This window comes from Mycobacterium sp. IDUB_36 (genome assembly GCF_055419225.1).
In genome coordinates this window covers 1-25,115 of the sequence record NZ_JBVAXH010000002.1, presented here as the reverse complement: position 1 = coordinate 25,115, position 25,115 = coordinate 1, and the positions used below count along the sequence as shown (strand labels likewise).

Annotated in this window: 25 protein-coding genes and 1 tRNA gene; 5 read left to right on the top strand and 21 right to left on the bottom strand. The window is 66.4% G+C overall.

The genetic code is table 11. The annotated features are described in order from the left end of the window. Positions 1-58: 58 nt before the first annotated feature. A complete protein-coding gene (locus ACZYW1_RS18500; RefSeq protein WP_463787920.1) occupies positions 59-1,834 on the bottom strand; it encodes an NAD(P)/FAD-dependent oxidoreductase in 1,776 nt (591 codons plus the stop codon). A gap of 194 nt (positions 1,835-2,028) precedes the next feature. Here ACZYW1_RS18500 and ACZYW1_RS18495 point away from each other — a divergent pair, with 194 nt between their 5' ends. Continuing rightward, positions 2,029-3,339: a cation:proton antiporter gene (locus tag ACZYW1_RS18495; RefSeq protein ID WP_463787919.1), complete on the top strand. Its 1,311-nt coding sequence runs from the start codon at positions 2,029-2,031 to the stop codon at positions 3,337-3,339. Positions 3,340-3,519: 180 nt separating this feature from the next. Next, positions 3,520-3,969 carry a universal stress protein gene (locus ACZYW1_RS18490; protein ID WP_463788785.1) on the top strand — a complete coding sequence of 150 codons (450 nt, stop codon included), beginning with the start codon at positions 3,520-3,522 and terminating at the stop codon, positions 3,967-3,969. A gap of 20 nt (positions 3,970-3,989) precedes the next feature. On the opposite strand, the gene ACZYW1_RS18485 is transcribed toward ACZYW1_RS18490, so the two are convergent. Continuing rightward, positions 3,990-4,063: transfer RNA gene (locus ACZYW1_RS18485), tRNA-Pro, on the bottom strand. Positions 4,064-4,137: 74 nt separating this feature from the next. Next, entirely contained in the window at positions 4,138-5,157 is a 1,020-nt protein-coding gene (locus tag ACZYW1_RS18480; RefSeq protein ID WP_463787918.1) for an NADP-dependent oxidoreductase, read from the bottom strand. A gap of 64 nt (positions 5,158-5,221) precedes the next feature. Here ACZYW1_RS18480 and ACZYW1_RS18475 point away from each other — a divergent pair, with 64 nt between their 5' ends. Continuing rightward, complete coding sequence (locus tag ACZYW1_RS18475; RefSeq protein ID WP_463787917.1) at positions 5,222-5,908, top strand: DUF3060 domain-containing protein; 687 nt, start codon at positions 5,222-5,224, stop codon at positions 5,906-5,908. 3 nt (positions 5,909-5,911) lie between these two features. Here the strand turns inward: ACZYW1_RS18475 and ACZYW1_RS18470 are convergent, their stop codons facing one another. Genes ACZYW1_RS18470 through ACZYW1_RS18440 form a run of 7 tightly spaced genes read right to left on the bottom strand, consistent with a single transcriptional unit; the run spans position 5,912 to position 12,030 of the window. Further along, positions 5,912-6,694 (bottom strand): sulfite exporter TauE/SafE family protein, encoded by a 783-nt coding sequence (locus tag ACZYW1_RS18470; RefSeq protein WP_463787916.1) that lies wholly within the window; start codon positions 6,692-6,694, stop codon positions 5,912-5,914. A gap of 43 nt (positions 6,695-6,737) precedes the next feature. After that, positions 6,738-8,141: a ribosome biogenesis GTPase Der gene (gene der / locus ACZYW1_RS18465; RefSeq protein WP_463787915.1), complete on the bottom strand. Its 1,404-nt coding sequence runs from the start codon at positions 8,139-8,141 to the stop codon at positions 6,738-6,740. Further along, positions 8,138-8,830, bottom strand: coding sequence for a (d)CMP kinase (gene cmk / locus ACZYW1_RS18460; RefSeq protein ID WP_463787914.1), 693 nt, complete (start codon positions 8,828-8,830; stop codon positions 8,138-8,140). The genes der and cmk overlap by 4 nt, the downstream gene beginning before the upstream one ends. Further along, on the bottom strand, positions 8,827-9,582 hold the full coding sequence (locus ACZYW1_RS18455; protein ID WP_463787913.1) for a pseudouridine synthase: 756 nt from the start codon (positions 9,580-9,582) through the stop codon (positions 8,827-8,829). The genes cmk and ACZYW1_RS18455 overlap by 4 nt, the downstream gene beginning before the upstream one ends. Beyond that, complete coding sequence (gene scpB / locus ACZYW1_RS18450; protein ID WP_463787912.1) at positions 9,579-10,367, bottom strand: SMC-Scp complex subunit ScpB; 789 nt, start codon at positions 10,365-10,367, stop codon at positions 9,579-9,581. The genes ACZYW1_RS18455 and scpB overlap by 4 nt, the downstream gene beginning before the upstream one ends. Further along, positions 10,364-11,173, bottom strand: a complete 810-nt coding sequence (locus ACZYW1_RS18445; protein WP_463787911.1) for a segregation/condensation protein A — start codon at positions 11,171-11,173, stop codon at positions 10,364-10,366. The genes scpB and ACZYW1_RS18445 overlap by 4 nt, the downstream gene beginning before the upstream one ends. After that, entirely contained in the window at positions 11,170-12,030 is an 861-nt protein-coding gene (locus ACZYW1_RS18440) for a ParA family protein (protein ID WP_463787910.1), read from the bottom strand. Before ACZYW1_RS18440 ends, ACZYW1_RS18445 begins: the two co-directional genes overlap by 4 nt. Positions 12,031-12,230: 200 nt before the next feature. Between ACZYW1_RS18440 and ACZYW1_RS18435 the strand changes: the two genes are divergently transcribed. Further along, positions 12,231-12,986, top strand: a complete 756-nt coding sequence (locus ACZYW1_RS18435; RefSeq protein ID WP_463787909.1) for an O-methyltransferase — start codon at positions 12,231-12,233, stop codon at positions 12,984-12,986. Here the strand turns inward: ACZYW1_RS18435 and xerD are convergent. From xerD to ACZYW1_RS18380, 11 genes are all read right to left on the bottom strand, one after another. Then, on the bottom strand, positions 12,983-13,930 hold the full coding sequence (gene xerD / locus ACZYW1_RS18430) for a site-specific tyrosine recombinase XerD (RefSeq protein WP_463787908.1): 948 nt from the start codon (positions 13,928-13,930) through the stop codon (positions 12,983-12,985). The genes ACZYW1_RS18435 and xerD overlap by 4 nt on opposite strands. Further along, on the bottom strand, positions 13,927-14,562 hold the full coding sequence (locus tag ACZYW1_RS18425; protein WP_463787907.1) for an NUDIX domain-containing protein: 636 nt from the start codon (positions 14,560-14,562) through the stop codon (positions 13,927-13,929). Before ACZYW1_RS18425 ends, xerD begins: the two co-directional genes overlap by 4 nt. Continuing rightward, the gene (locus ACZYW1_RS18420) at positions 14,555-16,312 is read right to left on the bottom strand and encodes a CTP synthase (RefSeq protein WP_463787906.1); all 1,758 of its coding nucleotides are present in this window, start codon (positions 16,310-16,312) and stop codon (positions 14,555-14,557) included. The genes ACZYW1_RS18425 and ACZYW1_RS18420 overlap by 8 nt, the downstream gene beginning before the upstream one ends. Before the next feature lie 146 nt (positions 16,313-16,458). Next, positions 16,459-17,400 (bottom strand): copper transporter, encoded by a 942-nt coding sequence (locus ACZYW1_RS18415; RefSeq protein WP_463787905.1) that lies wholly within the window; start codon positions 17,398-17,400, stop codon positions 16,459-16,461. A 9-nt stretch (positions 17,401-17,409) separates the two neighbouring features. After that, on the bottom strand, positions 17,410-18,603 hold the full coding sequence (gene steA, locus ACZYW1_RS18410; RefSeq protein ID WP_463787904.1) for a putative cytokinetic ring protein SteA: 1,194 nt from the start codon (positions 18,601-18,603) through the stop codon (positions 17,410-17,412). A 106-nt stretch (positions 18,604-18,709) separates the two neighbouring features. Continuing rightward, a complete protein-coding gene (recN, locus tag ACZYW1_RS18405) occupies positions 18,710-20,482 on the bottom strand; it encodes a DNA repair protein RecN (RefSeq protein ID WP_463787902.1) in 1,773 nt (590 codons plus the stop codon). Between the two features lie 2 nt (positions 20,483-20,484). Further along, complete coding sequence (locus tag ACZYW1_RS18400; RefSeq protein WP_463787900.1) at positions 20,485-21,408, bottom strand: NAD kinase; 924 nt, start codon at positions 21,406-21,408, stop codon at positions 20,485-20,487. Beyond that, complete coding sequence (locus tag ACZYW1_RS18395; protein ID WP_463787899.1) at positions 21,405-22,214, bottom strand: TlyA family RNA methyltransferase; 810 nt, start codon at positions 22,212-22,214, stop codon at positions 21,405-21,407. The genes ACZYW1_RS18400 and ACZYW1_RS18395 overlap by 4 nt, the downstream gene beginning before the upstream one ends. Before the next feature lie 7 nt (positions 22,215-22,221). Beyond that, the gene (locus ACZYW1_RS18390; protein WP_463787898.1) at positions 22,222-22,398 is read right to left on the bottom strand and encodes a hypothetical protein; all 177 of its coding nucleotides are present in this window, start codon (positions 22,396-22,398) and stop codon (positions 22,222-22,224) included. A 21-nt stretch (positions 22,399-22,419) separates the two neighbouring features. Beyond that, positions 22,420-23,409, bottom strand: a complete 990-nt coding sequence (locus tag ACZYW1_RS18385; protein ID WP_463787897.1) for an HAD-IIA family hydrolase — start codon at positions 23,407-23,409, stop codon at positions 22,420-22,422. A gap of 1 nt (position 23,410) precedes the next feature. Further along, positions 23,411-24,235: a tetratricopeptide repeat protein gene (locus tag ACZYW1_RS18380; RefSeq protein ID WP_463787896.1), complete on the bottom strand. Its 825-nt coding sequence runs from the start codon at positions 24,233-24,235 to the stop codon at positions 23,411-23,413. Positions 24,236-24,394: 159 nt separating this feature from the next. Here ACZYW1_RS18380 and ACZYW1_RS18375 point away from each other — a divergent pair, with 159 nt between their 5' ends. After that, positions 24,395-25,024, top strand: coding sequence for a class I SAM-dependent methyltransferase (locus ACZYW1_RS18375; RefSeq protein ID WP_463787895.1), 630 nt, complete (start codon positions 24,395-24,397; stop codon positions 25,022-25,024). The last annotated feature ends 91 nt before the right edge of the window (positions 25,025-25,115 follow it).

Here is a 25,115-nt window from a genome sequence, read left to right as displayed (position 1 = left end):
CTAATGACCTGTGGTGCGTAAGAGCGCACGCCGTTCACCAACTTTGATCCGTGCGTGCTCAACTGAATTCGAGTGCGGGTGCGGTCCGGACGATCCACTCCCGGCTGAGCGGTTCGGCATCCCGACCCTGGCGGTAGACGGATCGGAGCTCCTGTAGAAACGAGTCGCGCTGCCAGGCTTGCACCTGATGTACGACGTCGTCGTCAGAGAAGTCGGCGCACTTGTCGGTGAGGATCGTTTCGATCAGCTGGCCGGCAAGTTGCCGGAGTAGCAGGACGTTCGCATCGAATTGGCTGGCGAAGTCCGGGACCGTACCCATCATCGCGGTGTGCAGCGTCACCATGAAATTGTGCTGCGAGTACAGGTCGACGAAACGCGAAGAGGGACGGGCATTCTCGACCGCGGCCCACTCGCGGAAGAATTGTTGCATCCGATTGCTCAGCTCGATGAGACCCTCCAGGTGCGGGACCACCCCGGGATCGTCGGCGACACTGACGAATCGGCCGTTGCTGTACATCAAACCCAAAAAGCCCCAGTAGAAAGCGATGTCCCAGATGACCTTCGCCGACATCACCGCGGGCGAGCCCATGAGCGTGTACTGGTCGCAGTAGATGTTGAGCCACATGTCGGTCAGCGAACGGAACAACGAGTCGTCTATCGCGGACCGTGCGACGACGTTCTCGCCATCGAGTTCACGGGTGATCATGTCGGTGATGAGTCCGTTACCGATCGCGACCAGGTCCAGTCCGGACGAGTACAACGGGTCGAGGAAGACGCCGGAGTCACCGGTCAGGCACCAACGATTCTGTGCGTCATAGACTTTGGTGGAGCTGTGACTGTACTTCTTCATCACCCTGAAGTCTTGGATCAGGTGCTCACTCTGTTGCAGTACGGCGGCGCACTGTGGCTCGTGTTCGGCCAGCCAGGACTGGGCCTTGGCCAGGGTGTTGAAACTGTCGAAGTCGTGGAACGCCGGGTCGGCGACAATACCCACGCTGGTCGAACCAGATGCGAGTCGGATCAGCCACACCCAATAGCCTTCACCCATCAGGTGATTGGTGGACATCGCCCGATCGCCTTCGCGAAGGCGCGCCTGCCAATCGGGATCGTCACTCCATTGGCCGATGTCTATTTCTGTCGCGACGCGAAGCCAGACGGCATTGCAGTGGTGCTCGTTGGAGCGCTTCAAATCCAACTGTCGAGGCAGCGTCCGGTTGCGGCCGGATGCGTCGACCACCCAGCGGGCAGTGGTGACGCTGGTGTCCTCGTCCTGCTGGATGGAGATGGTGTGGGGATGCCCGCCGTGACCGAGTTCGACGGATGTCACCCGCCCGGCGGTGATCTCGACTCCGCTGGCGAGACATCGCCGGTTGAGTTCGTTTTCGAGCCTGCCGCGGTCGATCTGATAGGTGACTTGTGGGGTGAAGGACGAGCTGCCCAGCTCCATCCGCTGGGAGATGTCGCTGTTCGCGCCGTGGGTGAAGAACATCCGCAGTCCCATCTTGCGGAGCTGGGCGGTGTTCAAGTGGTCGGCCAGGTCGAGGCGATCGCGCAGATATTGCGCGGCGATCTCCACCGTCGACTCACCGACGGTGTGAGTGACCTCGGGCACCGGATGCGCCCGCGGCTCGACAATGAGAACGCGGGTGCCCGGTCTCGCGAGACGCAACTCCATCGCCAGGGTCAGAGCCGCTATTCCACCGCCGACGATGGCCACGTCGTGAGCCGGGCCGGCGCTGTCGTTATCGCTGTCCACCAGTCGCGTCTTGATCTTCTGCATCAGCGCGGCCCGCGCATCCGGGCTCAGTTGTGACAGCTGTGCTTGCACATCCATGAGTCCGCTCCCGCTGTTCGGATAGGACAGTTACTTAACATTTAAAAAGCTACACTAAAGCAGGTTTCTGGCAAGCCGAAAAGGAGGGGCTGCCAGGGGGCTCCCGCCGCTCAACGAGCGTCATCGGATCCGCGAACCACGAGGCGAGAGCCCGCGAGCCGACGCTTTACTCCTCGACCCAGAAGGATGTCGGCATGCCCGCAGCAACCGCGGTCCATTTCATCCTCGAACTGGCGATCATCCTGATCGCCTGCCGACTCACCGGGTTGGCGGCTCAGCGACTCGGGCAGGCGCCCGTCGTGGGCGAGATGATCGCCGGTGTCCTGCTGGGCCCGTCGCTGCTCGGCCGCATCGCGCCTGATTTCCAGCACCATCTTTTTCCGCACGGCCCGGCCAATATCGTGCTGTACACGACCGCCCAGATCGGTCTGGTGCTGTACATGTTCCTGGTCGGGCTGAATTTCGACGTCAACTTGATCAAACATCGCATGGGCACCGCAGCTGCGGTGTCGGCGGCCGGAATTTTTTTTCCGCTCGCACTGGGGGCGTTGATCGCGGTGCCGATGTTGTCCAGCGGCATCTTCTTCGACAAGAGCGTCACCCTGATCATGGCAATGATGTTTCTGGGCGCCTCGATCGCAACAACCGCCTTCCCCATGCTCGCCCGGATCATCTACGAAAGACAGCTATCTGGAACAGTTTTGGGCACGCTTGCGCTGGCGTGCGGCGCAGTTGACGACGCGCTGTCCTGGTGCCTTCTGGCGACGGTGCTCGCCATCCACCGCGGCAGCGCCTCGGTGGCGGTCATCGCGATAGTCGGTGGCATCCTGTACACGACGCTGATGCTCACGTTGGGGCGCAGGGTATTTCGCGTCTTCGGGACGCTGTCGGAGCGTCGTCAGGCGGTCACCCCTCCGGTGCTGAGCACGGTCCTGATCCTGCTGATGACGTGCGCCTGGTTCACCGACACCATCGGCATCTACGCCATCTTCGGCGCGTTCATCCTCGGCGTGGCCATGCCGGCCGGATTCTTCGCCGAGCGTCTGACGGTCAACCTCGAACCGCTCGTCACCACCTTCCTGCTGCCGCTCTTCTTCGTCTATTCAGGCCTCAACACGCAGATCGGGCTGGTCAACACGCCCGCGTTGTGGGGTGTCACGATCGGCATCCTGGTCGTCTCGATCGCGGGCAAGGGAATCGCGTGCACAGTGGCCGCTCGGCTCAACAAGGTCCCACGCCGCGAATCCATCGCCCTGGGTGCGTTGATGAATGCCCGCGGCCTGATCGAGCTCATCCTGCTCAACATCGGCCTCGAGGCGGGCATCATCACGCCGACGCTGTTCACCATTCTGGTCCTGGTCGCGATCGTCACCACGCTGATGGCGACCCCGGTGTTCGAGCTGGCCTACGGACGCCACCGAAAGGCATTGGCGGACAGCGAAACCGAGTCCGCCGTCGCGCCGACGGTCGCCGAATCCGGCGCAGTTCCGACCCCGGCGACCTGATCGGTCGGCCATCACCGCAGCGCCCCGCGGAATAACCGCAGGTGCGGCCCGCGACGCTACCCACGCCATCTAGCAGCCCCGATGTGCTTGAGTGAACACTTGTGCACCGGTATAGTGATGGCGGTCCGATGCCGGCCGGCAGGCGGACCCACAGCATCAACGGTGATGGGAGTGAAGAGCGTGGCGGATTACAAGGTCATCCTGGTCGGAACCGACGGGTCCGAGACGTCGCTTCGGGCGGTTGACAAAGCCGGCGAGCTCGCGGCCGAGTCGGGCGCGAAGCTGATCGTGGCGTCGGCGCATTTGCCGGCTGACTCCGGCTCGGGCGGACCCGATCCCGATCAAGCATCCGGCGAGGGTTACCGGACCGAGGGCAACGCGCCCGTGTACGCGATGCTCCGTGACGCGAGCGGCCGGGCCAAGCAGGCCGGCGCGCGTGACGTCGAAGAAAAGGCGATCGAAGGCGCCCCCGTCGACGCCCTGGTCGAGCTGGCGAAGGACGTGAATGCCGATCTCATCGTGGTCGGCAATGTCGGAATGAACTCGGTGGTGGGGCGCCTGATCGGATCGGTTCCGCGCGCTATCCGCAATCGCGCGAAGACCGAGGTGCTGGTCGTCGACACCAAATAGCGGTCGGTGACTCTGCTGAGTCGGGCTGACAGGATTTGAACCTGCGACCACTTGACCCCCAGTCAAGTGCGCTACCAAACTGCGCCACAGCCCGAAGCCGCCGTCCTCATGACCGGCAGCAGGTGAAGAGCCTACAGGAGACCGTAAAGGCGGCCGCAATCCAAGCCGTCAGCTCGTCGTCGGCTCGCTGAGCTTGACCAGCATCTTGCCGATGTTCGCTCCGGTGAAGAGCCCATTGAGCGCATCGACGCAGGACTCGATGCCGTCAAAGATGGTCTGGCGGGACTTGATTCGGCCCTCATGGCCCCACTGCCGCAGCGCGGCCGAGGCCTCGTCGAAGCGGCCCCACTGGTCGAGCGCATTGAATCCCTGCATGGTCGCCGTCTTGGACAGCAGGTTGACGTAGTTGACCGGGCCGGGGTGATCGCCGCTGAGGTAGCTGGAGATGATGCCGCAGAGCACGACTCGCGCGTTCATGGCCAGCCGGCCCAGCACCGCGTCCAGGATCGGACCGCCGACATTGTCGAAGTACACGTTCACCCGATCGGGACAGTGCTGCTTGAGGGCGGCGGGCAGGTCGTCGTTCTTGTAATCGATGCATGCGTCAAAACCGAAGTCCTCGACCACCGCCCGGCATTTCTCCGGGCCGCCCGCGATGCCCACGACCCGAGCGCCGGCGATCTTGGCGATCTGCCCGGCGATCGAGCCGGTGGCGCCGGCGGCAGCCGACACGACAACGGTGTCGCCGGCTTTCGGTTTGCCGACATCGGTCATCCCGATGTACGCGGTCGCGCCGGTCGGTCCGTAGACCGACATGATCGCCAGCTGATCGCTCTCGCCGGGGATCGGCGTGCTGAACACGTCGTCGCGGATGATCACGTACTCCTGGAAGCCGGTGAGTGTGGTGATCACGTCGCCGACCGCGTAGGCGTCACACCGCGACGACACCACCTCGCCGATCCCGGCCGCCCGGATCACCTCGCCCAGCTGGACCGGCGGCAAATAGCCCTGCTGGTCGTTGAGCCAGGTCCGCACCGCAGCGTCGAGGCCGACAAAGGTGGTGCGGACCAGCGCCTCACCCTCGGCGGGCTGCGGGGCCGCGGTGGTCACGAGTTCGGTGTCCCCCGGCTCGACCAGCCCGGTCGGGCGGCGACGCAGCAGGACCTGGCGATTGGCTAACTCCGGCACGCTCCAGAAACTACCGAATGCGAATGCCCCGTCAGCGATGTTCGTGGTATGCGAGCATCGGTCAATGAAATCCGAGGATGATCCAGAAGCCCGTATCCGGGAACTGGAACAGCCGCTGGCCGACGCGGCGCGCGCCTCCGAAGCCGCGGCGGATCAGTCGCCCAGCAAGTGGGCGCCGCCATCCGGTCCCCCGGTGCCGCCACCGTTACCCCTGGACTACGGCGGATCGTTCACCGGCCCGTACACCGGAACGCCCACACGAGGGCAGCTTCGCTGGATTCTGGTTGCGCTCTTCGTGATTGGCGTGCTGTGTCTGCCCGTGGCGATCTTCCTGTTCGGCGCACACCAGGTCTCGCGCAGTGGATTGCCTTCCATGCTGCCCATTCCGAGTGTGTCGTCGACGAGCCCCACCGCGTCGAGGAGAGCTCCGACCACGCCGGGTCTGGCGACACCGACGCCGGGTACCTCGGTGACGACGGCGCCGGCGGGTGAGAACGTCACGGTCTCCGGCATCAACGAGGTCCGGACCGTCCGCTGCACCGGCGGCGGCGTGAGCGTCAGCGGAATCACCAACATCGTGACGATCACCGGCCAGTGCGCCAGCGTCAACGTCTCCGGTATCCAGAACCAGATCACCCTCGACGCGGCTGACGCGATCCAGGCCTCAGGTTCGGGCAACCACGTCACGTTTCACACCGGAAGCCCGAAAATCAGTAAGTCCGGTTTCGACAACGTCGTCCAGCAGGGCTGAGGCTCAGGGGGCCAGCAGGCGGTACAAGCCGATCAACCCGACCACGACGATCGTGGCTCGCAGCGCGTTCGGCGACAGTCGACGGCCGTAGTGCGCGCCCAGCCAGCCGCCGATCAGCGAACCTCCCGCGATGAGCCCGGCCGCCGCCCAACTCACCCGATCGAAGGCGGTCACGGTATACGCCAGCGCCGCAACGATATTGACAATGAGTGCCAGCAAGTTCTTCGCGGCATTGGTTCGCTGCACCGGTTCGGGAAGCAGCGCTCCCATCGCGCCGATGAGCATGATTCCCTGCGCGGCAGTGAAATAACCGCCGTAGATGCCGATGAGGAAGGTGCTGGCCACCAAAGCGGCCATTCGGCGTGGCGACACGTGGTCAGCCGACTGACCGGAACTCTCAGCCCGCCGACGAGCCCACGACTGGATCCGCGGTCCGACGATCACCAGGATCAACGCCGCGACGAGCAACACCGGCACCACCTGGATGAAGACCCGGTCAGGCAGGTGTAACAGCAGCCAGGCGCCCAACCCGGCGCCGACGATCGACGCGGGTATCTGCCAGCGCAGCCGATCCCACTGTCCGCTCAATTCGCGGCGGTAGCCCCACGTTCCCGAGACACTGCCGGCCACCAGGCCGACGGCGTTCGACATCGTCGCCGTCACCGGCGGGTAGCCCATGGCGACCAGGGTGGGAAAGGTGATCAAAGTGCCCGAGCCGACGACGGCGTTGATGGCACCCGCGCCCAGACCCGCGAGAAGGACAAGAACTGCGTGGCTCGTCGACACGGAATGGACTGTAGCTGGCCCGGTTTCGGCGCCTACGTCACAGTCAGTGGGACTTGGGTTTGCGCTTCTCGCGCATCCGCACGTTGATGCGGATAGGACTGCCCTCGAAGCCGAAGGTCTCACGCAGGCGTCGTTCGAGGAACCTGCGGTAGCCGGCCTCCAGGAAGCCGCTGGTGAACAGCACGAAGGTCGGCGGGCGGGCGGTGGCCTGGGTGGCGAACAGGATCCGCGGCTGCTTGCCACCGCGCACCGGCGGCGGCGTCGCCGCGACGACTTCCTTGATCCAGGTGTTCAACCGGCCGGTGCTGATCCGGGTATCCCAAGCCGCCAGCGCGCCCTCCAGGGCCGGGACCAGTTTCTGCACGGCGCGACCGGTCTTGGCGGAGATGTTCACCCGCTGCGCCCACCGGATCTGGACCAGTTCGCGATCGATCTCCTTGTCCAGTAAGTACCGTCGATCTTCGTCGACCAGGTCCCATTTGTTGTACGCCAGCACCAGCGCCCGGCCGGCCTCGATGACCATCGACAAGATCCGCAGGTCCTGTTCGGTCAGCGGCGCCGATCCGTCGATCAACACGATCACCACTTCGGCGGCATCGATCGCCCCGTGGGTGCGAACCGAGGCGTAGAACTCATGACCGCTGGCCTGACCGACCTTGCGGCGCAGACCGGCCGTATCGACGAATCTCCAGATTTTGCCGTCCAATTCGATCAGCGAGTCAACCGGATCGACGGTGGTGCCGGCGACGTCGTGCACCACCGACCGTTGATCGCCCGCCAGCCGATTCATCAGCGAGCTCTTGCCGACGTTCGGCTTGCCGACCAACGCCACCCGTCGCGGACCGCCCTTGCCGGAGGCCGCTTCGGCAACCTCGGGTAGCACGCCGACGACCGCGTCGAGCAGATCACCGACGCCGCGACCGTGCATCGCGCTGATCGCATGCGGCTCACCGATTCCCAGCGACCACAGTGCCGCGGCGTCGGATTCCGCTTTGTCGCTGTCGACCTTGTTGGCGGCCAGGAACACCGGCTTGCCCGAGCGGCGCAGGATGCGCGCGGCGGCCTCGTCGCCGGTGGTCGCGCCGACCACAGCGTCCACCACCAGGATGATCGCGTCGGCGGTACGCATGGCCACCGAGGCCTGCTCGGCGACCAGCTGCTGCAGACCCTTGGCATCGGGTTCCCAGCCGCCGGTGTCCTGGACGACGAATCGGCGCCCGATCCAGAGCGCGTCATAGGAGACACGGTCCCGGGTCACCCCGGGAATGTCCTGAACCACCGCTTCCCGGCGACCCAGAATCCTGTTGACCAGGGTCGACTTGCCGACATTGGGGCGGCCGACCACCGCCACCACCGGCGGAGGTCCCGCAGCCAGTTCATCGACGATGTCTTCGAATTCCGCCGACTCCCAGTCGCTTTCGTCGACCCACGTGCCGTCCTGACTCATCTGATCGTCTCGCTTCGCTGCTGGACCAGATGCAACAGGTGATCGATCACCTGGGACTCGGTCATCTCGCTGGTATCGACGATCACCGCGTCGTCGGCTGCGCGCAGCGGCGACACCGCGCGGGTGGAGTCGATGTGGTCGCGGCGGCGGACATCGGCGAGCACGCCGTCGTAGTCGTCGGGAAGACCGGACGCGACGTTCTGGTCGTTGCGGCGCCGGGCCCGGGTCTCGGCCGAGGCCGTCAGGAAGACCTTGAGGTCGGCTTCTGGCAACACCACGGTGCCGATGTCGCGTCCTTCGACCACGACGCTGCCCGGCCCGTCAGCCAGAGTGCGCTGCAGATCGACGAGCCGGGTGCGTACCGCAGGCACCGAGGACACCGCCGACACGGCCTTGGTGACCTCCTCGCCCCGGATCTCCGACGAGACATCCTGACCGTCGAGGTAACTGCGGCTGTCGTCGGGATCGTGGCCCACCGACATGTCGGCAGCCGTCGCTACGCCCTGCACGGCAGCCGGGTCGGCAAGGTCGATACCCGCGCGCAGCACGGCCAGGGTGGCGATGCGGTACATGGCGCCGGTGTCCAGGTAACGGGCATCCAGCAGTCGCGCCAAACCTCGTGACACGGAGGACTTTCCGGTGCCGGCCGGACCGTCGATGGCGACAACCGCACCGTTGGTTGCGCTCACAGTCCGACCGCTTTGTAGAGTTCCCCGATTTCGTTGCGGCGCAACGCCCTGATGCTGCCCGGACGCTGATCCCCGAGCGTGACCGCCCCGATGTCGGTGCGCACCAGAGTCTGTACCGGGAAGCCGGCCGCTTTGAGCATCCGGCGCACGATGCGTTTGCGCCCCTCGTGCAGGGTGACCCGGATCATCGTCTTACCGGGGATCGCGTCCACCACCGCGAAATCGTCGACAGCGATGGGGCCGTCCTCCAGTTCGATGCCGGCGCGCAGCTTCTTGCCGAGGCCGCGCGGCACGACGCCGTTGACGGTGGCCACATAGGTCTTGGGGATCTCATAGGACGGGTGCATCAATCGGTGTGCGAGTTCGCCGTCGTTGGTGAGCAGGATCAGCCCTTCGGTGTCGGCGTCCAGGCGTCCGACGTGAAAGAGCTTCTTGTTGCCCCTGACTCGATGCTCGATCAGGTCGCCGATGCACGGACGGCCGCGATCGTCCGACATCGTGGAGTGCATGCCCTGCGGTTTGTTGAGCGCCAGGTACACCATCGAGTCGTCGAGTATCACCCGCGCACCGTCGACGCGGATCTCCGAGGCGTCGGGGTCGACCCGGGTGCCCAGCTCGGTCACCACCCGACCGTCGATCTCGACGCGCCCGTCGATGATCATTCGTTCGGCGACTCGTCGTGATGCAATTCCGGCCTGGGACAACACTTTTTGAAGGCGAACCCCTTCGGGCTCGCCGGCGGTCGCCATCATTCGTGGTCCACGTCGAACGACAGCGGCTGGTCGTTGGCGACCGGACCGCCCGCGAGCTTCGCGAAACGTGGTTCAGCGTCCAGGGATTCGCTGAGATCGTCGATCATGTCGACGTCGGGAAGCAATGGTGCGATGTCTGGGAGATCGGTCAACGACGACAACCCGAGACGTTCCAGGAACAATTCGGTCGTGGCGAATGTCACCGCGCCGGTGTCAGCGTCGGTGCCGGCCTCGGTGATCAGGCCCCGGGCCAGCAGCGTGCGCATCACCGCGTCCACGTTGACCCCTCGGACCGCGCTCACCCGCGCGCGGGTCACCGGCTGCCGATAGGCCACCACGGCCAAGGTCTCCAACGCGGCCCGGGTCAGCTTCGAGCGTGACCCGTCCAGCAGCAGCCGCTCCACGTAGGGCGCAAACCGGGCCCGGGTGTAGAGCCGCCACCCCCCACCCGCCTCGCGCAGGTCGATGCCGCTGTCCTGCTCGGTGAGCTCATCGGCCATCAGCCGGAGCTTCGCGGCGATCCGATGGGCGGGCTGCTCGGTGGCCGCACCCAGCTGTTCCACTGTCACCGGGGTGTCGACGACCAGCAGCAGGGCCTCCAGGACGGCACCCAGCTCGCCGTCCTCGAGCTCGGGTGCCGTGGCGACGTCGATACCCAGATTCGCGCCGGCGTCGTCGAGATCGGAGTCCGAACCGGACGCGTCGACGGGAAGGTCGTTCGCGGGTTCGTCGATGGCCGGCCCCGGCTCGTCGTAGGGCGCTGCATCGTCGCCTGCACGGCTCATGAGTATTCGTCCCGCAATTCTGCGCTGGTCGGTTGTTCTCCGGTCCACGAAACCTGGAGCACACCAAGCGGTTCTGACTGGTCGAATGCTACCGCTCGGGAGCGGAACAGCTCGAGCAGAGCCAGGAAGCGACCGACGATCTCGATGGGTTCGCATTCGGCGACGAGGTCGGAGAACGACGCCCACTGCCCTACCCCGCGCTGTTCCAGGAACCACAGCAGCCGCTTGGCTTGTTCCGGGACCGACACGTAGATCTGGTGAAGATGCTCGGTGCCCACCGTGGGTACCGGCCGGGGGGTGAAGGCGGTCGCGGCGATCTCCGCGAACGTCTGGGCGTCGACGCCGAGCATCACTTCGGGCAGCAGGTCGGCGAACTGCTCCTCCAGCGACACCGCGCGCGGGTAGCTTCGCAGCGCGGCGGCTTCGAGCTCGCCGAACATCATCGCTACGTGCTTGAACGCCCGGTACTGCAGCAGCCGCGCGAACAGCAGGTCGCGGACCTCCAGCAGCGCCAGGTCTTCCTCGTCGCTCACCTGACCGGACGGCAGCAGCCGGGCCGCCTTCAGGTCGAGCAACGTCGCGGCGACGACCAGGAACGCCGTGGTCTCCTCGAGCTCCAGCGCCCGGCCGATGGCTTTGGTGTAGGCGATGAAATCGTCGGTGACCTGGTGCAGCGCCACCTCGGTCACGTCCAGGCGGTGAGCGAAAATCAGCTGCAGGAGGAGGTCGAAGGGGCCCTCGAAATTCGTCAGCCTGACCTGGAAGCCGTTCTGGGGTGGTGCCTCGCTGGTCGCGCGAGCGTTCACGCGCCGAACCGGTCGATCACCTCGCGGGCCAGCGATCGGTAGGCGAGAGCGCCGCCGGATCTCGGTGCCCACGACGTGATCGGTTCGCCGGCGACGCTGGTCTCCGGAAAGCGGACCGTGCGGGTGATGACGGTGTCGAACACCAGATCGCCGAAGCGCTCCACCACCCGGGCCATCACCTCGCGCGAGTTGACCGTTCGCGGGTCGTAGCGGGTGATCAGGATTCCGCTGATGTCCAGCTTCGGGTTGAGTCGGTCGCGCACCTTCTCCACGGTGTCGGTCAGCAGCGCCAGACCACGCAGCGAGAAGAACTCGCATTCGGTCGGGATGACGACGCCGTCGGAGCATGCCAACCCGTTGACCGTCAGCAAGCCCAGCGACGGTTGGCAGTCGATCAGGACGTAGTCATAGCGGTCCAGCACCGGGTGCAGCGCACGGGACAGGGTCTGCTCCCGGCCTACCTCGTTGACCAGCTGGATCTCTGCCGCGGACAGATCGATGTTGCTGGGCACCAGATCGAGGTTCTTGACCCGGGTGTGCATCAGCACGTGGTCGAGCGACACCCGCGGCTCGACCAGCAGGTTGTGGATCGTGTGTTCCAGCTCGTAGTGCGGCACGCCGAGCCCGGCCGAAAGCGCGCCCTGCGGGTCCAGGTCGACCAGCAGCACCCGGCGACCGTATTCGGCCAGGGCGGCACCCAGATTGATCGTCGACGTGGTTTTTCCCACGCCACCTTTCTGGTTGCACATCGCGATGACCTTGGCCGGGCCGTGTGAGGTGCGTGGCTTCGGTTCGGGAATTGTCCGGGGCACCCGCCCGGTCAGGCCGACCTCGGTGCCCTCGGCATCGTCACTCATCTGCGCCGCTCCTCGGCATCGCTGCGCTCTGCATCGTCGCCGGCGGTGCTCATGACTGCCGCTCGTATGGCGATCGGGCAACGGCGGGCATGGCTCGAAAGTCTAACGGGTATGTGCGCCCGCGCCGGAAGACCCGCAACAACGTCACCTGCGAATTTGACGTCGTCGCCGGCATTGCCCGGCGGTCTAGGGTGGCGGTCATGAGTCTGAAGCAGCGCATCCCCTTGCTCCGGTGGTCGTTCTGGCGGATGGCGACCGGCGTGCGAAATCTCACAACGACAGGCCAGATCGGCGACGGGCGCGAAGCGGCTGCCGTCGAATACGTGCTCAGCCACGCTCGCGCGGGCGATATCGACGACGTCCTGGCGGCGATCGACCGGTTCGCCTACGAGAAATCGCTGCTGATCAATGTCGGCGACGAAAAAGGCGCGTTGCTGGACGCCGCGGTTCGGCGTGCCGAGCCGACGCTGGCGCTCGAACTCGGTACCTACTGCGGATACAGCGCGCTGCGCATCGCCCGGTCGGCGCCCGGTGCCCACGTCTATTCCGTCGAACTTGCCGAGGTCAACGCCGCCAACGCCCGTCGGATCTGGGCGCACGCGGGCGTCGCCGACCGGATCACCTGCGTGGTCGGCACCATCGGCGATGGCGGACGCACGCTGGACGCACTGGCCGGCCAGCCTGGATTTGATTCTGGCGCTGTGGATTTCGTATTCATCGACCACGACAAGGACGCTTATCTCGTCGACCTGCAGAGCATCCTCGACCGAGGCTGGCTACACACCGGCTCGATCGTGGTCGCCGACAACGTCAAGATGCCGGGCGCCCCGAAATACCGCGAATACATGCGTCAGCAGCAGGGCGCGCTGTGGCAGACCGTCGAGCACAAGACACACGTGGAATATCAGAGTCTGCTCTCCGACCTGGTGCTTGAGTCGGAGTACTTGGGCGGTTAGCGCGCCCGCGGGTGGGCTTCCGCCCAGACTTCGCGCAGCGCGTGCACGGTGACCATCGTGTAGATCTGCGTGGTGGTCACCGACGCGTGTCCCAGCAGTTCCTGCACGACGCGGACGTCGGCGCCGCCTTCGAGCAGGTGGGTCGCGAACGAATGCCGCAGCGTGTGCGGCGAGACGCCTGAGGTGATACCGGCCCGGTCGGCAGCATCCTGCAGCACCTGCCACGCGCTCTGACGGGACAAGCGGCCGCCACGGGCGTTGAGGAAGATCGCCGGCGTACCCCGGCCGCGACGCGCCAATTCGGTCCGCCCGCGGACCAGATAGGCCTCCAAAGCCTGGACCGCGGGTCGTCCGATCGGAACCAGCCGCTGCTTGCCGCCCTTTCCGCGCAGCAGCACCGACCGGGCTTCGGTGTCGACATCGTCGACGTCGAGGCCGACCGCTTCGGAGATGCGCGCCCCGGTGGAATACAGCAGCTCGAGCAACGCGCGATTGCGGAGCGTCAGCGGGCCGTCGGACGGGCTGTCGCCACCCGCGCCGGCCAGCAAGGCGAGCACCTGGTCGAGGCTGAGGCTCTTCGGCAGCCGCCGGCCCGGCGTCGGTGGCTTGACGCCCTGCGCGACATCGAACTCAGCCAGGCCCTCGGCGGCGGCGAACCGATGGAATCCGCGCACCGCGATCAGGGTTCGTGCGGCCGAGACCGCCGACAGCGGCGAAATGCCGGCGTCCGGATCTCCTCGGCGCAGTGCCACCAGGAACTCGCTGACGTCGTCCTCGGCGACGTTCGCCAAGTCGTCGACACCGCGGGTGGTCAGATGCTCGAAATACCGCCGCAGATCTCTCCGGTAGGAGCTCAGGGTGTTCGCCGCGACACCGCGCTCGATCGTCAGATGGTCGAGGTACCCCTGAAGCTGACCCTCCAGTGGCTGCGCCAGCGTCGTCACTGGGCACCATCCAGACGGGCCTTCCGCGCGCGGAAGGCCGTCGGCCGGTCGATCCACGGCGCGTCCACCGGCCGGGCCGGGGCGACGCCCCCGGTGACCGCGTGAGCCGCCAGAATACCGCTCACCGCAAGGGAATTCGTGATCTCACCGCTGAAGATCCGTTGCACGGCGTCGGCCAGCGGGTACCACTGCATCGTCATGTCCGCTTCTTCGTCGTGCGGCGTCGGCCGCTCGACTTCGGTCAACCCGGTGGCCAGGAACACCCGCACTGACTCGTCACTGAAGCCAGGCGCGGAATCGAGGTCCGCCAACACCTGCCAGTGTTCGGCGCGCAGGCCGACTTCCTCCTGGAGTTCGCGTGCCGCGCTGCGCTCCGGCGCCTCGCCCTCGATGTCGAGCAGCCCGGCGGGCAACTCCCACAGGCGACGGCCGAACGGGTGGCGGTATTGGTAGACCAACGGAATTCGGCCGTCGTCATCCAGCGCCACTATTGCGACCGCGCCGAAATTCTCGACGACTTCACGGGTGGCGACGCCCCCGCCGGGCATCCGTACCTGGTCGACCCGCAGCGCGAAAATCTTTCCGCTGTGCAGCGTTTCGGACGACGTCGTCTCGAAGATGTGCTCACCCACGGGTGACGGGCTCGGGCTCGGGCAGTGCCGACTCGGCCCCCTCGTGCTGCTCGCTGCCGTTGGCGCGTCGCTCCGGCATCTCGAGAGACAGCCGCTCGGCCGCTTTGTACTCGATGGCCGCGCCGATGAAGCCGGTGAACAGTGGATGCGGCCGGGTCGGTCGGCTCTTGAGCTCAGGGTGAGCCTGCGTGCCGACTACGAACGAGTGCATCTCCGGTGGGTACTCGACGAACTCGACCAGATGCCCGTCCGGCGACGTGCCGGAGAACTTCAGCCCGCTCTCGGCTATGCGGTCCCGGTAGGCGTTGTTGACCTCATAGCGATGCCGATGCCGTTCGGACACCTCGGTCGACTGATATGCCTGGGCGACAATGGAATCCGGCTCCAGCACGGCAGGGTATGCGCCGAGCCGCATGGTCCCGCCGAGATCGGCTTCGCCGGCGACGATCTCTTCCTGATCGGCCATCGTGGAGATGACGGGGTCGGCCGTCTCCGGGTCGAACTCGGCAGAGTTGGCATCGGAAAGTCCGACCGAGCGGGCGGCTTCGATCACGATGCACTGCATGCCGAGGCACAGGCCCAACACCGGCAACCCACGCGCGCGGGCATGGGAGATCGCGCCGATCTTGCCCTCGATGCCGCGGATACCGAACCCGCCCGGGATGAGCACGCCGTGGACGTCCTCGAGGACCGCGGCCGCTCCGCTCGCGGTCTCGCAGTCATCGGAGCCCACCCAGCGGATCTCGACCTTCGCGCGGTGCTTGAAACCGGCTGCCCGCAGCGCCTCGCTGACCGACAGATAGGCGTCGGATAGGTCGATGTACTTGCCCACCAACGCAATTCGCACGGTCTCCTGCGGATCGTGCACCCGGCGCAGCAGGTCGTCCCACTCGGTCCAGTCGACGTCGCGGAACGGCAGGTTGAGCCGGCGCACGACGTAGGCGTCCAACTCCTCGCGATGCAGCACCTTCGGGATGTCGTAGATCGACGGCGCGTCCGGCGTGGAGATGATGCCGTCGATGTCGACGTCGCACATCAGCGCGATCTTGTTCTTCAACGGCTCGGGGACGTCGCGGTCGCAGCGCAGAATCAACGCATCGGGGGTGATACCGATGCTGCGCAATGCGTTCACCGAGTGCTGGGTCGGTTTGGTCTTCAGCTCGCCCGACGGTGCCAGGTACGGGATCAGCGACACGTGCAGGAAGAAGACGTTCTCCCGGCCGATGTCGTGGCGCACCTGCCGAGCCGCTTCGAGGAAGGGCTGCGACTCGATGTCACCGACGGTGCCGCCGATCTCGGTGATGACGACGTCGGGGCGCTTGCCGTCGGCGTCCGGCTCGGCCATCGCCAGGATCCGGCTCTTGATCTCATCGGTGATGTGCGGGATGACCTGGACGGTGTCGCCGAGGTACTCCCCGCGCCGCTCCTTGGCGATCACCGTCGAATACACCTGTCCGGTGGTGACATTCGCCGAGCCAGACAGATCGCGATCGAGGAAGCGTTCGTAGTGGCCCACGTCGAGGTCCGTTTCGGCGCCGTCCTCGGTGACGAAGACCTCGCCGTGCTGAAACGGGTTCATCGTGCCCGGATCGACGTTGAGATAGGGATCGAGCTTCTGCATCGTCACCTGCAGCCCGCGGGCGGTCAGCAACTGACCCAAGCTGCTCGCGGTCAGTCCCTTGCCCAGCGACGAGACGACTCCGCCGCTGACGAAGAGATGCTTGGTGGCGGTCTGCGGATGCTTACGCAATGTGGCGACCTCCGTGAAGACGGCGCAGGGCTAGCCTCTGATGAAGGCTGTTTTCCAGCTTGGGGGCCTGCCGACCCACGGAAACTTACCCTAACAAACACTCCGCCAACCCGTCGCTAACACGCCCGGCGACGATGCCGGCGAGCTCAGGTCGCGACGGTGAGGCCCGTGCTGCGGTGGCCCGTTCCGTACTGACCTGTCCTGCCGCCGTTGATCAGATCGGCCACCCCCAGGACCGCGGTCACCCGGCCGGCCTCGGCGTCGAGATTGTCGACGGTGCTGATCACCGGGGTCATCGCGGCGTCGGCACGGGCAACGCCCACCGCGGCGGGTCCGTCGGACGAGCCGCCGCGTCCTGCAAGCAGCACCCCGGTGCCGTGAGGCGCCAGTGCAGCGGCGAAATGAGCGACGCTGACGCCCTGGTTGCCGGCATCGTTGCTCAACGATCCGCCGGTGATCACCACGGCAGCGTTCGACGCACCGAGATGTTGGTTGCCGTAGCCGATGAATCCGGTGTCCCGCAGCGCGGCCAGCACGGTGTCGCGTTGCGCGTCGTCGACCGGCGGGACGGCGGGGTCGCGGTTGATCAGCAGCGCGATGCCCAACAGGTCGCCGGCCTGCGACCCCTGATCGATCAACTTGGTGCTCAGTTGCGCGCCGGCAGGCAGAACCGACGAGTTCACCACCGAATGCATCTTCTCGGCCGAGTTCGCATCGACGAACTCCTGCGTCAGCGACACCGTTCCGGCGACTGCTCCCCCGGCCTGGGCAACGACCTTCGACACCGCGTCGACGTCCTCGTCCCTGGCGTCGGGGGCGCGAAAGATCACGAGCGACTTGCCGTTCAGCGCATCGTGAACCATTCGGCCCGCCATCTGCGTGTCGAAAGCATTGGCGGAGTTGAGCTTTGCATTCAAGGCGTTCTTGTCACCGTTGAGCGCGTCGACCTGGCTGTGCAGGCCGCGGGCCTCGTCACGCAACCCCGACATCATCGAGTTGGACAGTAAACCGGAGCCGAGGATGACTCCCACCGCCAGGGCCAGAAACACCGCGGCCAGCGAAATCGCGTGCTGACGAAGAGATATCACGTCGCCGTCCTAATGGATCCAGTGCTGAAACCAGAGGATGAAGTGATTCCAGTACGTGGCGGCCCAGTGCAGAACCACCGTGTCGGTACGCGACACCCACAACGCGGCGATGATGGAGACCAGCATCGTCATGATCAGCAACGCGATCGCGCCGCCGGAGATTCGATTGTGATACAGCGTCGCAACGGCTTTGGCGTCCACGACCTTTTCACCGACCCGCAGCCGAGTCAGGAATGTCGATGGGTTGCTGTGCTGACGGGTCCGATCGAAGAACGTCTCGATGTTGGCGCGGTGTCCCGCTGTCACCAGCAATGCGGCGCCATGGTGGTCGGCCAGCAGCAGTGCCAGATCGGCGGGGGAACCCGCGGCGGGGAACGTCATCGCCCCGACGCCGAGGTCCTGGATCCGCTCCAGGCCGGGGGCGTGTCCGTCCGCGTCGGCCGGCAGGACGACCTGCGCTCCGCACTTCAGCACCTCGGTGCTCAGCTCGCTGGGGTCGCCGACGATCAGCTGCGGTCGGTAACCGGCCTTGCGCAACACATCTGCGCCGGAACCCACGCCGATCAGGACCGGCTGGTACTCCTTGATGAACGGCTTGAGCCGTTTGAGGTCGTCGGCGGCATCTTCTTCGTCGGCCACCACGACGACGTGACGACGCCGCAGCTCGATGTCGACGTCGGGAATGCCGATACCGTCGATCAGCAGCGGGCTCTCGCTGCGGATGAACTCAATGGTGTTGCCGGCGAACGCTTCCAGGTGGGCGACCAACCCACTCTTGGCTTCCTGCATCAGGTCGGCGATTTCTTCGTCGGTGCGCTCGGTGCCGCGAATCAGTCGGCGATCTCCAGCGTAAACGCCCCCGTTGTAGAGGCGGACCTTCGACCCGTCTTTGATCTTCTTGAAGACGTCGGTCCCGGTCTCGTCGATCAGCGTGACACCGTTGGCGAGCAGCACCTCGGGTCCCAGGTTGGGGTAGCGACCCGACACCGACGGGGACGCGTTGATCACGGCGGCGATCTCGGCGTCTACCAGCGCATCGGCGGTGATGCGGTCGAGGTCCAGCACGTCGAGGACGGCGATGTCGCCTGGGCACACCCGGCGCAGCAGCCGGTCGATGTCGCGGTCGACACGGGCGGTTCCGATGAGCCCGGGCCGCGAAGTGTTGCGGGACAACAGTGAGGACAAGGTGGTGGTCACGGTCATGGAGGCGATTCTGTCGGGGAACCCGAGACCGAGCGGGGAGGCGCGCCGTAACAAAAGCCTCAGAAGTTATATCGTGTCACACCTGTCACAGGCCACGTCGCGCTTTTCAGGTCGCAATACGGTCACAGTCCGCTGCATCGAGGAGTTCCCGGGCGTGGGCGCGAGCGGTGTCCGAATCACCCAGTCCGGCCAGCATTCTGGCGAGTTCGGCGACCCGGTCGTCGCCGTCGAGACGGCGGACTCCGCTGGCGCCGTTCTTTCCGTTGGTGTCGACCATCAAGTGGATGTCGGCGTAGGCCGCCACCTGCGGCAGATGCGTCACCACGATGACCTGCCGGTTGCGGGCCAAGCGCGCCAGCCGTCGGCCGATCTGCACCGCCGCGCGGCCGCCGACACCGGCGTCGACTTCGTCGAACACCATCGTGGTGCCGGTGGTCGACGCCGCCAGGACCACTTCGAGGGCCAGCATGACCCGGGACAGTTCCCCACCCGACGCGCTTTTGGCCAACGGCAATACGGTCATCCCGCGGTGCGCGGCGAAGCCGAATTCGACCAGGTCGACGCCGTGGCCGCCGGCGTGGGCCTGGGTGCCGGAGGCCAGTGTCAGTGCCGCCGGATCGTCAGCGGTCGCCGGCATGGTCGACACCGTGATGGTGAATTCGGCGTCGGCCATGGCCAGACCGGCCAGCTCGCCGGTGACTTCCTTGGCGAGCCGTTTGGCGGCCTGTCTCCGTACCTTGCTGAGTTCCGCTGCGGCAGATGCTAATTCGACAGCCAATTCATCGACCCGCCGTTGCAGGCCGGCCAGCGCCTCCTCGGAGACGTCGAGTTGCGCCAGCCGGTCACGGGCTTCGCGCGCCCACAACAGCACGCCGTCAATGTCGGCGGCGTACTTCCGGGTGAGGGTGCGCAGCTCCGCTTGGCGAGCCAGCTTGCCGTCCAATGTGCTGGCGTCCGAGGGTAATTCGCTGAGGTAGCCGCCGAGTTCCCGGGCGGCGTCGCCCACCACCGCAAGAGCTTCCTCGAGCTGCGTGGCCAATGCCCGCAGCGTCGAATCCTCGGTCGACTCCAATGCCGCCTTGGCCCGCGCCAGGCAGTCCGCCGCGGATGCGATCTGCGCGGACGGGTCGGCGGTTGCCTCATCCCGCGCGCCGGTCAGTGCACTGCGCGCATCAGATGCGGCCTCGCGCAGCGCATCCAACTCCGAGAGCCGACGAATGTCGGCGACCAGGGACTCGTCCTCACCGGGGCCGGGATCGACGGTGTCGATCTCGTTCAGCGCGAACTTCAACCGATCTGCCTCTTGGGCCAGTTCACGCGCCCGGTTGCTGCGGTCGACGAAGTCACGCCTGGCGTTCTGCCACGCTTCGCGCACCTTGCGGTACTTCTCCAGACGGGAGTCGACGCCGGCGAACCGGTCGAGTGCGCCGCGTTGCTCGTCGGGCCGCATCAAGCGCAGCTGGTCGTTCTGCCCGTGCAGCGTCAGCAGTTCCGCGGTGAACCCGCTCAGTGATTTGGCCGGCACGCTCCGGCCGCCGAGGTACGCCCGCGACGGGCCCTCCCGGCTGACCGAGCGCAGCGCGATGATGCTGCCGTCCTCGTCACGCTCGGCTCCCGAGCCGTCCAGCAACTCGTCGAGCAGCGCGGCCGCTTTGTCGTCGAGGTCCGTGGTGGTGAACCGACCCTCGACGACGGCACGTTCAGCGCCCGAGCGCACCCGGTTCGCGTCGGCGCGGGCTCCGCCGAGCAGATGCAGACTCGTCACCACCATGGTCTTGCCGGTGCCGGTCTCCCCCGTCAAAACGGTTAAGCCACTGTCGAATTCGGCTGTCGCGACGCTGATGGCGCCCAGTGACTCGATCCGAATCTCGGAGAGCACCGCTACCGTCCGCGCCAGCCGGTGACAGGCAGCCGGAATTTGCGCACCAGCCGGTCGGTGAACGGAGCGCTGTCCAGTCGGGCCCACTTCACCGATGCGTCGCAGCGTTGGATCTCCAGCCGCGCGCCGGCGGGCACCCGCATCTCGCGGCGGCCGTCGCAGAACACCAGGGCGTCGTGCCCGTCGGCCTCGATTTCGATGGCGATGCGGGCATCGGGGCTGGTCACCATCGGACGGGCGAACAGTGCGTGCGCGTTGTTGGGCACCACCAGCAGGGCCTCCAGGTCGGGCCACAGGATCGGGCCGCCGGCGGAGAATGCGTAGGCGGTGGACCCGGTGGGCGTCGACACCAGAACGCCGTCGCAGCCGAATGTCGACACCGGGCGTCCTTCCACTTCGAGGACCACACCCAGCACTCCGAGCCGCGGGCCCTTCTCCAGGCTGGCCTCGTTGAGCGCCCAGCCGCGCGAGACGACGTCGTTCTTGACCCGCACCGTGACGTCCAGCGTCAACCGCTCCTCGAGTCGGTAGCTGCGGGCAACCACGTGCTCGAGCACGGTGTCGATGGCCTCGGTCTCGGCCTCGGCGAGGAAACCGATGCGGCCCAGATTGATGCCCAGCACCGGCACGTTGGCGTTGCGGGCCAGCTCGGCCGCCCGCAGGAAGGTGCCGTCGCCACCCAGGCCGATGACCAGCTCGCAGCCCTGCGCGGCATCGGGATCGGCGTCGATCAGCTCGATGTCGACGCCCAAGTCGCGGCCATCGTCGGGTCCCAGCGGCACGGGTCCGCGATCGACTGCCTCAGCCGACACCACTCGTAAATGAATGTTGTTGTCGCTCAATACTTTTTCGACCCGGCAGGCGGTTTCGGTCGCTTCCTCGCGGCCGGTGTGCACGACCAGCAGAACGGTGCGCTCACTCGTCATTGCGGGCCTGCCTCAACCGCATCGCGGACCGCACATTCCAGCTCATCTCCAGACAAACCCCGATCGGTCTCGGCGCGTAACCACAGGAAGTATTCAACGTTGCCCGAGGGGCCCGGCAGCGGGCTGGGGGTGACTCCCACGGCGTGCCAACCAAGCTCACCGGCGCGACGGGCGACACCAAGGACCGCGCTCGCGCGCAGGTCCGGGTCGTGAACGACGCCACCGGCGCCCACCTGCCCTTTGCCCACTTCGAACTGCGGCTTCACCATGGGAACGATATCCGCGCCGGGCACGGCGCAGCCAGTCAGCGCGGGCAACACCGTGGTCAGCGAGATGAACGACAGGTCGGCGACGATCGTCTCGGCTTTGCCGTCGATCGCCTCCGGCGTGAGTTCTCGCACGTTGGTCCGTTCGATGACCGCCACCCGGGAGTCGGATCGAAGCGACCAGGCCAGTTGTCCGTAACCGACGTCGACCGCGACCACTTCACGGGCACCGCGATCCAGCAAGACCTCGGTGAACCCGCCTGTCGACGCTCCCGCGTCCAGACAGCGTCGGCTCTCGACGTCGATGCCGAAAGCGTCGAGCGCGCCGATCAGCTTGTGCGCACCGCGGGACACCCAGCGACGTTCGGCATCCTCGGCGACCCTGAGCGCTGCAGTGGCGGCGACAGCGGTGCCCGGTTTGACCGCGGGCATGCCGTCGATGCTCACCTTGCCGGCGTCGATCAATTCCGCGGCTTGCTGCCGTGATCGAGCCAGCCCGCGACGGACCAGCTCGGCATCAACACGGGTACGCCGCGGCACAGCGGTCTCAGGCTCTCTCCGCCGACTCCAGCGCCCGCACGAGCATGTCGTGCGCCTCGGAAAGCTGGCGCGCGAGGTCTTCGAGATCGGCTTCAGCGGGCATCTTCTCGGGATGATCGGGATCCGGCAATTCGGCGAGAATGGCGTCGATCCGAGCGCGAATTTCTTCAGGGTCGGTAGTCATCGCTGTTCCACGCTATCGGATTTATGTCAGCGACCACTGTTCCAGGGCCGCGTATGCGGTGTCGTCGCCGGCCGTGACCGTTGTGGCCTGGGTGGACCACACCGCGTGAGCCACCGCACGAACGATCGAGAGCCCGTCACCGTCATCGGCCTCGGCACTTGTCACGGTGACCGTGCCGTCGGTGGAGTCGATCTGCCAGGACGGTTGTGGGCCGACGGCGAGCTCCTCGGCATCCTGGTGCAGCGACCGGAGGTCGCGGCCGATGAAGGTCGGGTGTTCCTCGGCGCCGGCGTACACGGCGTCGCGTGCCGAGTTGACGCCGGTGAGCACCATCAGGCTGGGTAGCTCGGCGGCGTCGGCGCCGGCGATGTCGGTGTTGAGTCGGTCACCGACCACCAACGGTGTCTCGAACTCGCCGCGCGCCAAGGCATCTCGCAGCAGTGTCGGCGCAGGCTTACCCGCGACCTGTGGTTCGGCGTCGGTGGCGGCTCGCAACGCGGCCACCATCGAGCCGTTGCCGGGCAGGAGTCCGCGTTCGGTCGGCAGAGTGGCGTCGACGTTGGCGGCCACCCACAGCGCACCGGCCCGGATCGCCAGCGCTGCTTCGGCCAGGATGGCCCACCCCGTCTCCGGCGAGTGGCCCTGCACGACAGCATCAGGGTCGTCGTCGTAGCTCCGTACCGGTGTCAGCCCGGCCGCGGTGATCTCCGCGGCCAGCGACTCCGTGCCGATGACCAGCACCCGAGATCGCGGCGAGAGTTGCCCAGCCAGGAGGTGGGCCGCACTTTGCGCGCTGGTGACGACGTCGTCGGCGACGGCCCGTAGACCGAGATCAGTCAGATGCTGAGCTACCTCCTCGGCACTTCGCGAGGCGTTGTTGGTGACGAACAGCGCCCGGCCTGTCGCTTTGTCCAGCGCTTCGGATGCGCCTTCGGTCAGCTCGTGGCCGCGAAAGACCGTGCCATCCAAGTCGAGGAGCAGGCAATCATGGTCCCGGGCAAGCGTTCCCACGTCAGCCGAGCTCGCTTACACGGTCTTCTGCGTCGGTGGCTCCGTGGATGTCGGCCTCGGCGGCGTGCAGGAACCACTGCAGCGCCTCGTCGCCACGATCCAGCGCCAGCAGCGTCTCGGCGTAGGCATAGAACAATCGGGCCGGGATCGTGCCGGTGCGGCTCGGGTCCAATTGCGGAGTCGACAACACCGTCAAGGCTTGTTCGAGCTGGCCCAGGTCGGCACGGGCGCCGGCGATGACGATGCGCATCTCGTCGGCTTCGTCTCCGGTGAGTTTGCCGGCCTCCTCGCCACGGGCGAGCTCGAGCGCCCGTTCCGGCCGGCCCAGCCCGCGTTCGCAGTCCGCGATCAAGGGAAGCAGCGGCGACTTGCTGCCCATCCGGCGGGCAGCCCGCAGTTCAGCGATGGCCTGCGCCCAATCCCCGCATTGATAGGCCGCGATGCCGACCGCTTCCCGCACGGCGGCGATCCGCCCGGAGCGGGCCCGCGCGGCGCGGGCGTGATTGAGCGCCGCCTCGGGATCGTCGTCGAGCAACTCACCCGCAGCGACCAGGTGACGTGCCACGGCGTCGGCGTTTGCCTTGTCCAAGGTGCTGAGTTCCCGGCGGACATCGGGTGCCAGTTGCTTGGCCTCAATCTCTCTCGGGATCGGCGGCTCGTCGCGATCGTTGTCGGACGTGCCACGCTGAGGCTGGTCTCTACGGTCGCGGGTGGGTCGCGAATTCGACGGCTGAGGGCGTCCTCCCCGTTGTTGCTGACCCCGAGATCCGTTGCCGCCCGCACTGCGGGGCTGACGACGTTCGCCACCTGTTTTGTTGTCGACCACTGAAACCTTTCGCCACAACGCCTCGTGTCAGGATACGGGCCACCGGATGCAGGGCGGACCGGCGACCACCTTCCTCGGTGACGCCGGTTGGTCGGGGTAGCCCCCGTGCTCGGGACGGCCTTGTCCGGCGCTCCGGCCACAGCCGGTAGCCTCGCGACCGTGCTCGACTGGGATCACAACGCCTACTACCACCAGATGCTGCTCCGGGCATTACCGCCGCGCAGTCGCCGGGTGCTCGATGTCGGTTGCGGTGCTGGAACATTCGCGGCCCGGCTGGCACGTCAGGTGGAGCAGGTCGACGCGATCGACCGTTCGCCGGCGATGATCGATCTAGCCCGCCGGCGCACACCCGGCAACGTGACATGCGTCCTCGACGACGTGATGACGTGCGCGCTGCCCGAGAACGGTTACGACGCGATCTTCTCGATATGCGCTCTGCATCATCTCGACCTGGAACGGGCATTGCGGCGCTGCGCGGCCCTGCTACGGCCCGGCGGAACGCTGGCCGTCATCGCCTTGCCGCGAAAGGATCTGCGACACGACCTGGGCGCGGAAATCATTGCCGCACTGGGACATCGACTGTTCGGAGCGGCTTTCTCGATTGCCCGGGCGCTCGGCCGCGGCGAGTGGTTCGCCAAGGACCCGACGCATTCGGCGATGCCTGTCGTCTTGGCCCCGGAACTGACCATCCGCGAGGTGGCCGAACGGGCGGCCGCGGTATTGCCCGGTGTGCGGGTGCGCCGACTTGTGTTCTGGCGCTATTGGCTGCGCTGGGACAAGCCTGCATAGTCGTCCTGAAATACAAATGCCCGTGCCCCCCAAGGGTTTTGGGGGGCACGGGGTGTGTTGTGTGTGTTCGGCGGTGTCCTACTTTTCCACC

What these genes read in the sequence shown, in the direction of transcription:
- ACZYW1_RS18500 (WP_463787920.1), bottom strand. Translation starts at nt 1,834, where the DNA reads ATGGATGTGCAAGCACAGCTGTCACAACTGAGCCCGGATGCGCGGGCC.
- ACZYW1_RS18495 (WP_463787919.1), top strand. Translation starts at nt 2,029, where the DNA reads ATGCCCGCAGCAACCGCGGTCCATTTCATCCTCGAACTGGCGATCATC.
- ACZYW1_RS18475 (WP_463787917.1), top strand. Translation starts at nt 5,222, where the DNA reads ATGAAATCCGAGGATGATCCAGAAGCCCGTATCCGGGAACTGGAACAG.
- der (WP_463787915.1), bottom strand. Translation starts at nt 8,141, where the DNA reads ATGAGTCAGGACGGCACGTGGGTCGACGAAAGCGACTGGGAGTCGGCG.
- ACZYW1_RS18455 (WP_463787913.1), bottom strand. Translation starts at nt 9,582, where the DNA reads ATGATGGCGACCGCCGGCGAGCCCGAAGGGGTTCGCCTTCAAAAAGTG.
- scpB (WP_463787912.1), bottom strand. Translation starts at nt 10,367, where the DNA reads ATGAGCCGTGCAGGCGACGATGCAGCGCCCTACGACGAGCCGGGGCCG.
- ACZYW1_RS18440 (WP_463787910.1), bottom strand. Translation starts at nt 12,030, where the DNA reads ATGAGTGACGATGCCGAGGGCACCGAGGTCGGCCTGACCGGGCGGGTG.
- ACZYW1_RS18435 (WP_463787909.1), top strand. Translation starts at nt 12,231, where the DNA reads ATGAGTCTGAAGCAGCGCATCCCCTTGCTCCGGTGGTCGTTCTGGCGG.
- steA (WP_463787904.1), bottom strand. Translation starts at nt 18,603, where the DNA reads ATGACCGTGACCACCACCTTGTCCTCACTGTTGTCCCGCAACACTTCG.
- ACZYW1_RS18400 (WP_463787900.1), bottom strand. Translation starts at nt 21,408, where the DNA reads ATGACGAGTGAGCGCACCGTTCTGCTGGTCGTGCACACCGGCCGCGAG.
- ACZYW1_RS18390 (WP_463787898.1), bottom strand. Translation starts at nt 22,398, where the DNA reads ATGACTACCGACCCTGAAGAAATTCGCGCTCGGATCGACGCCATTCTC.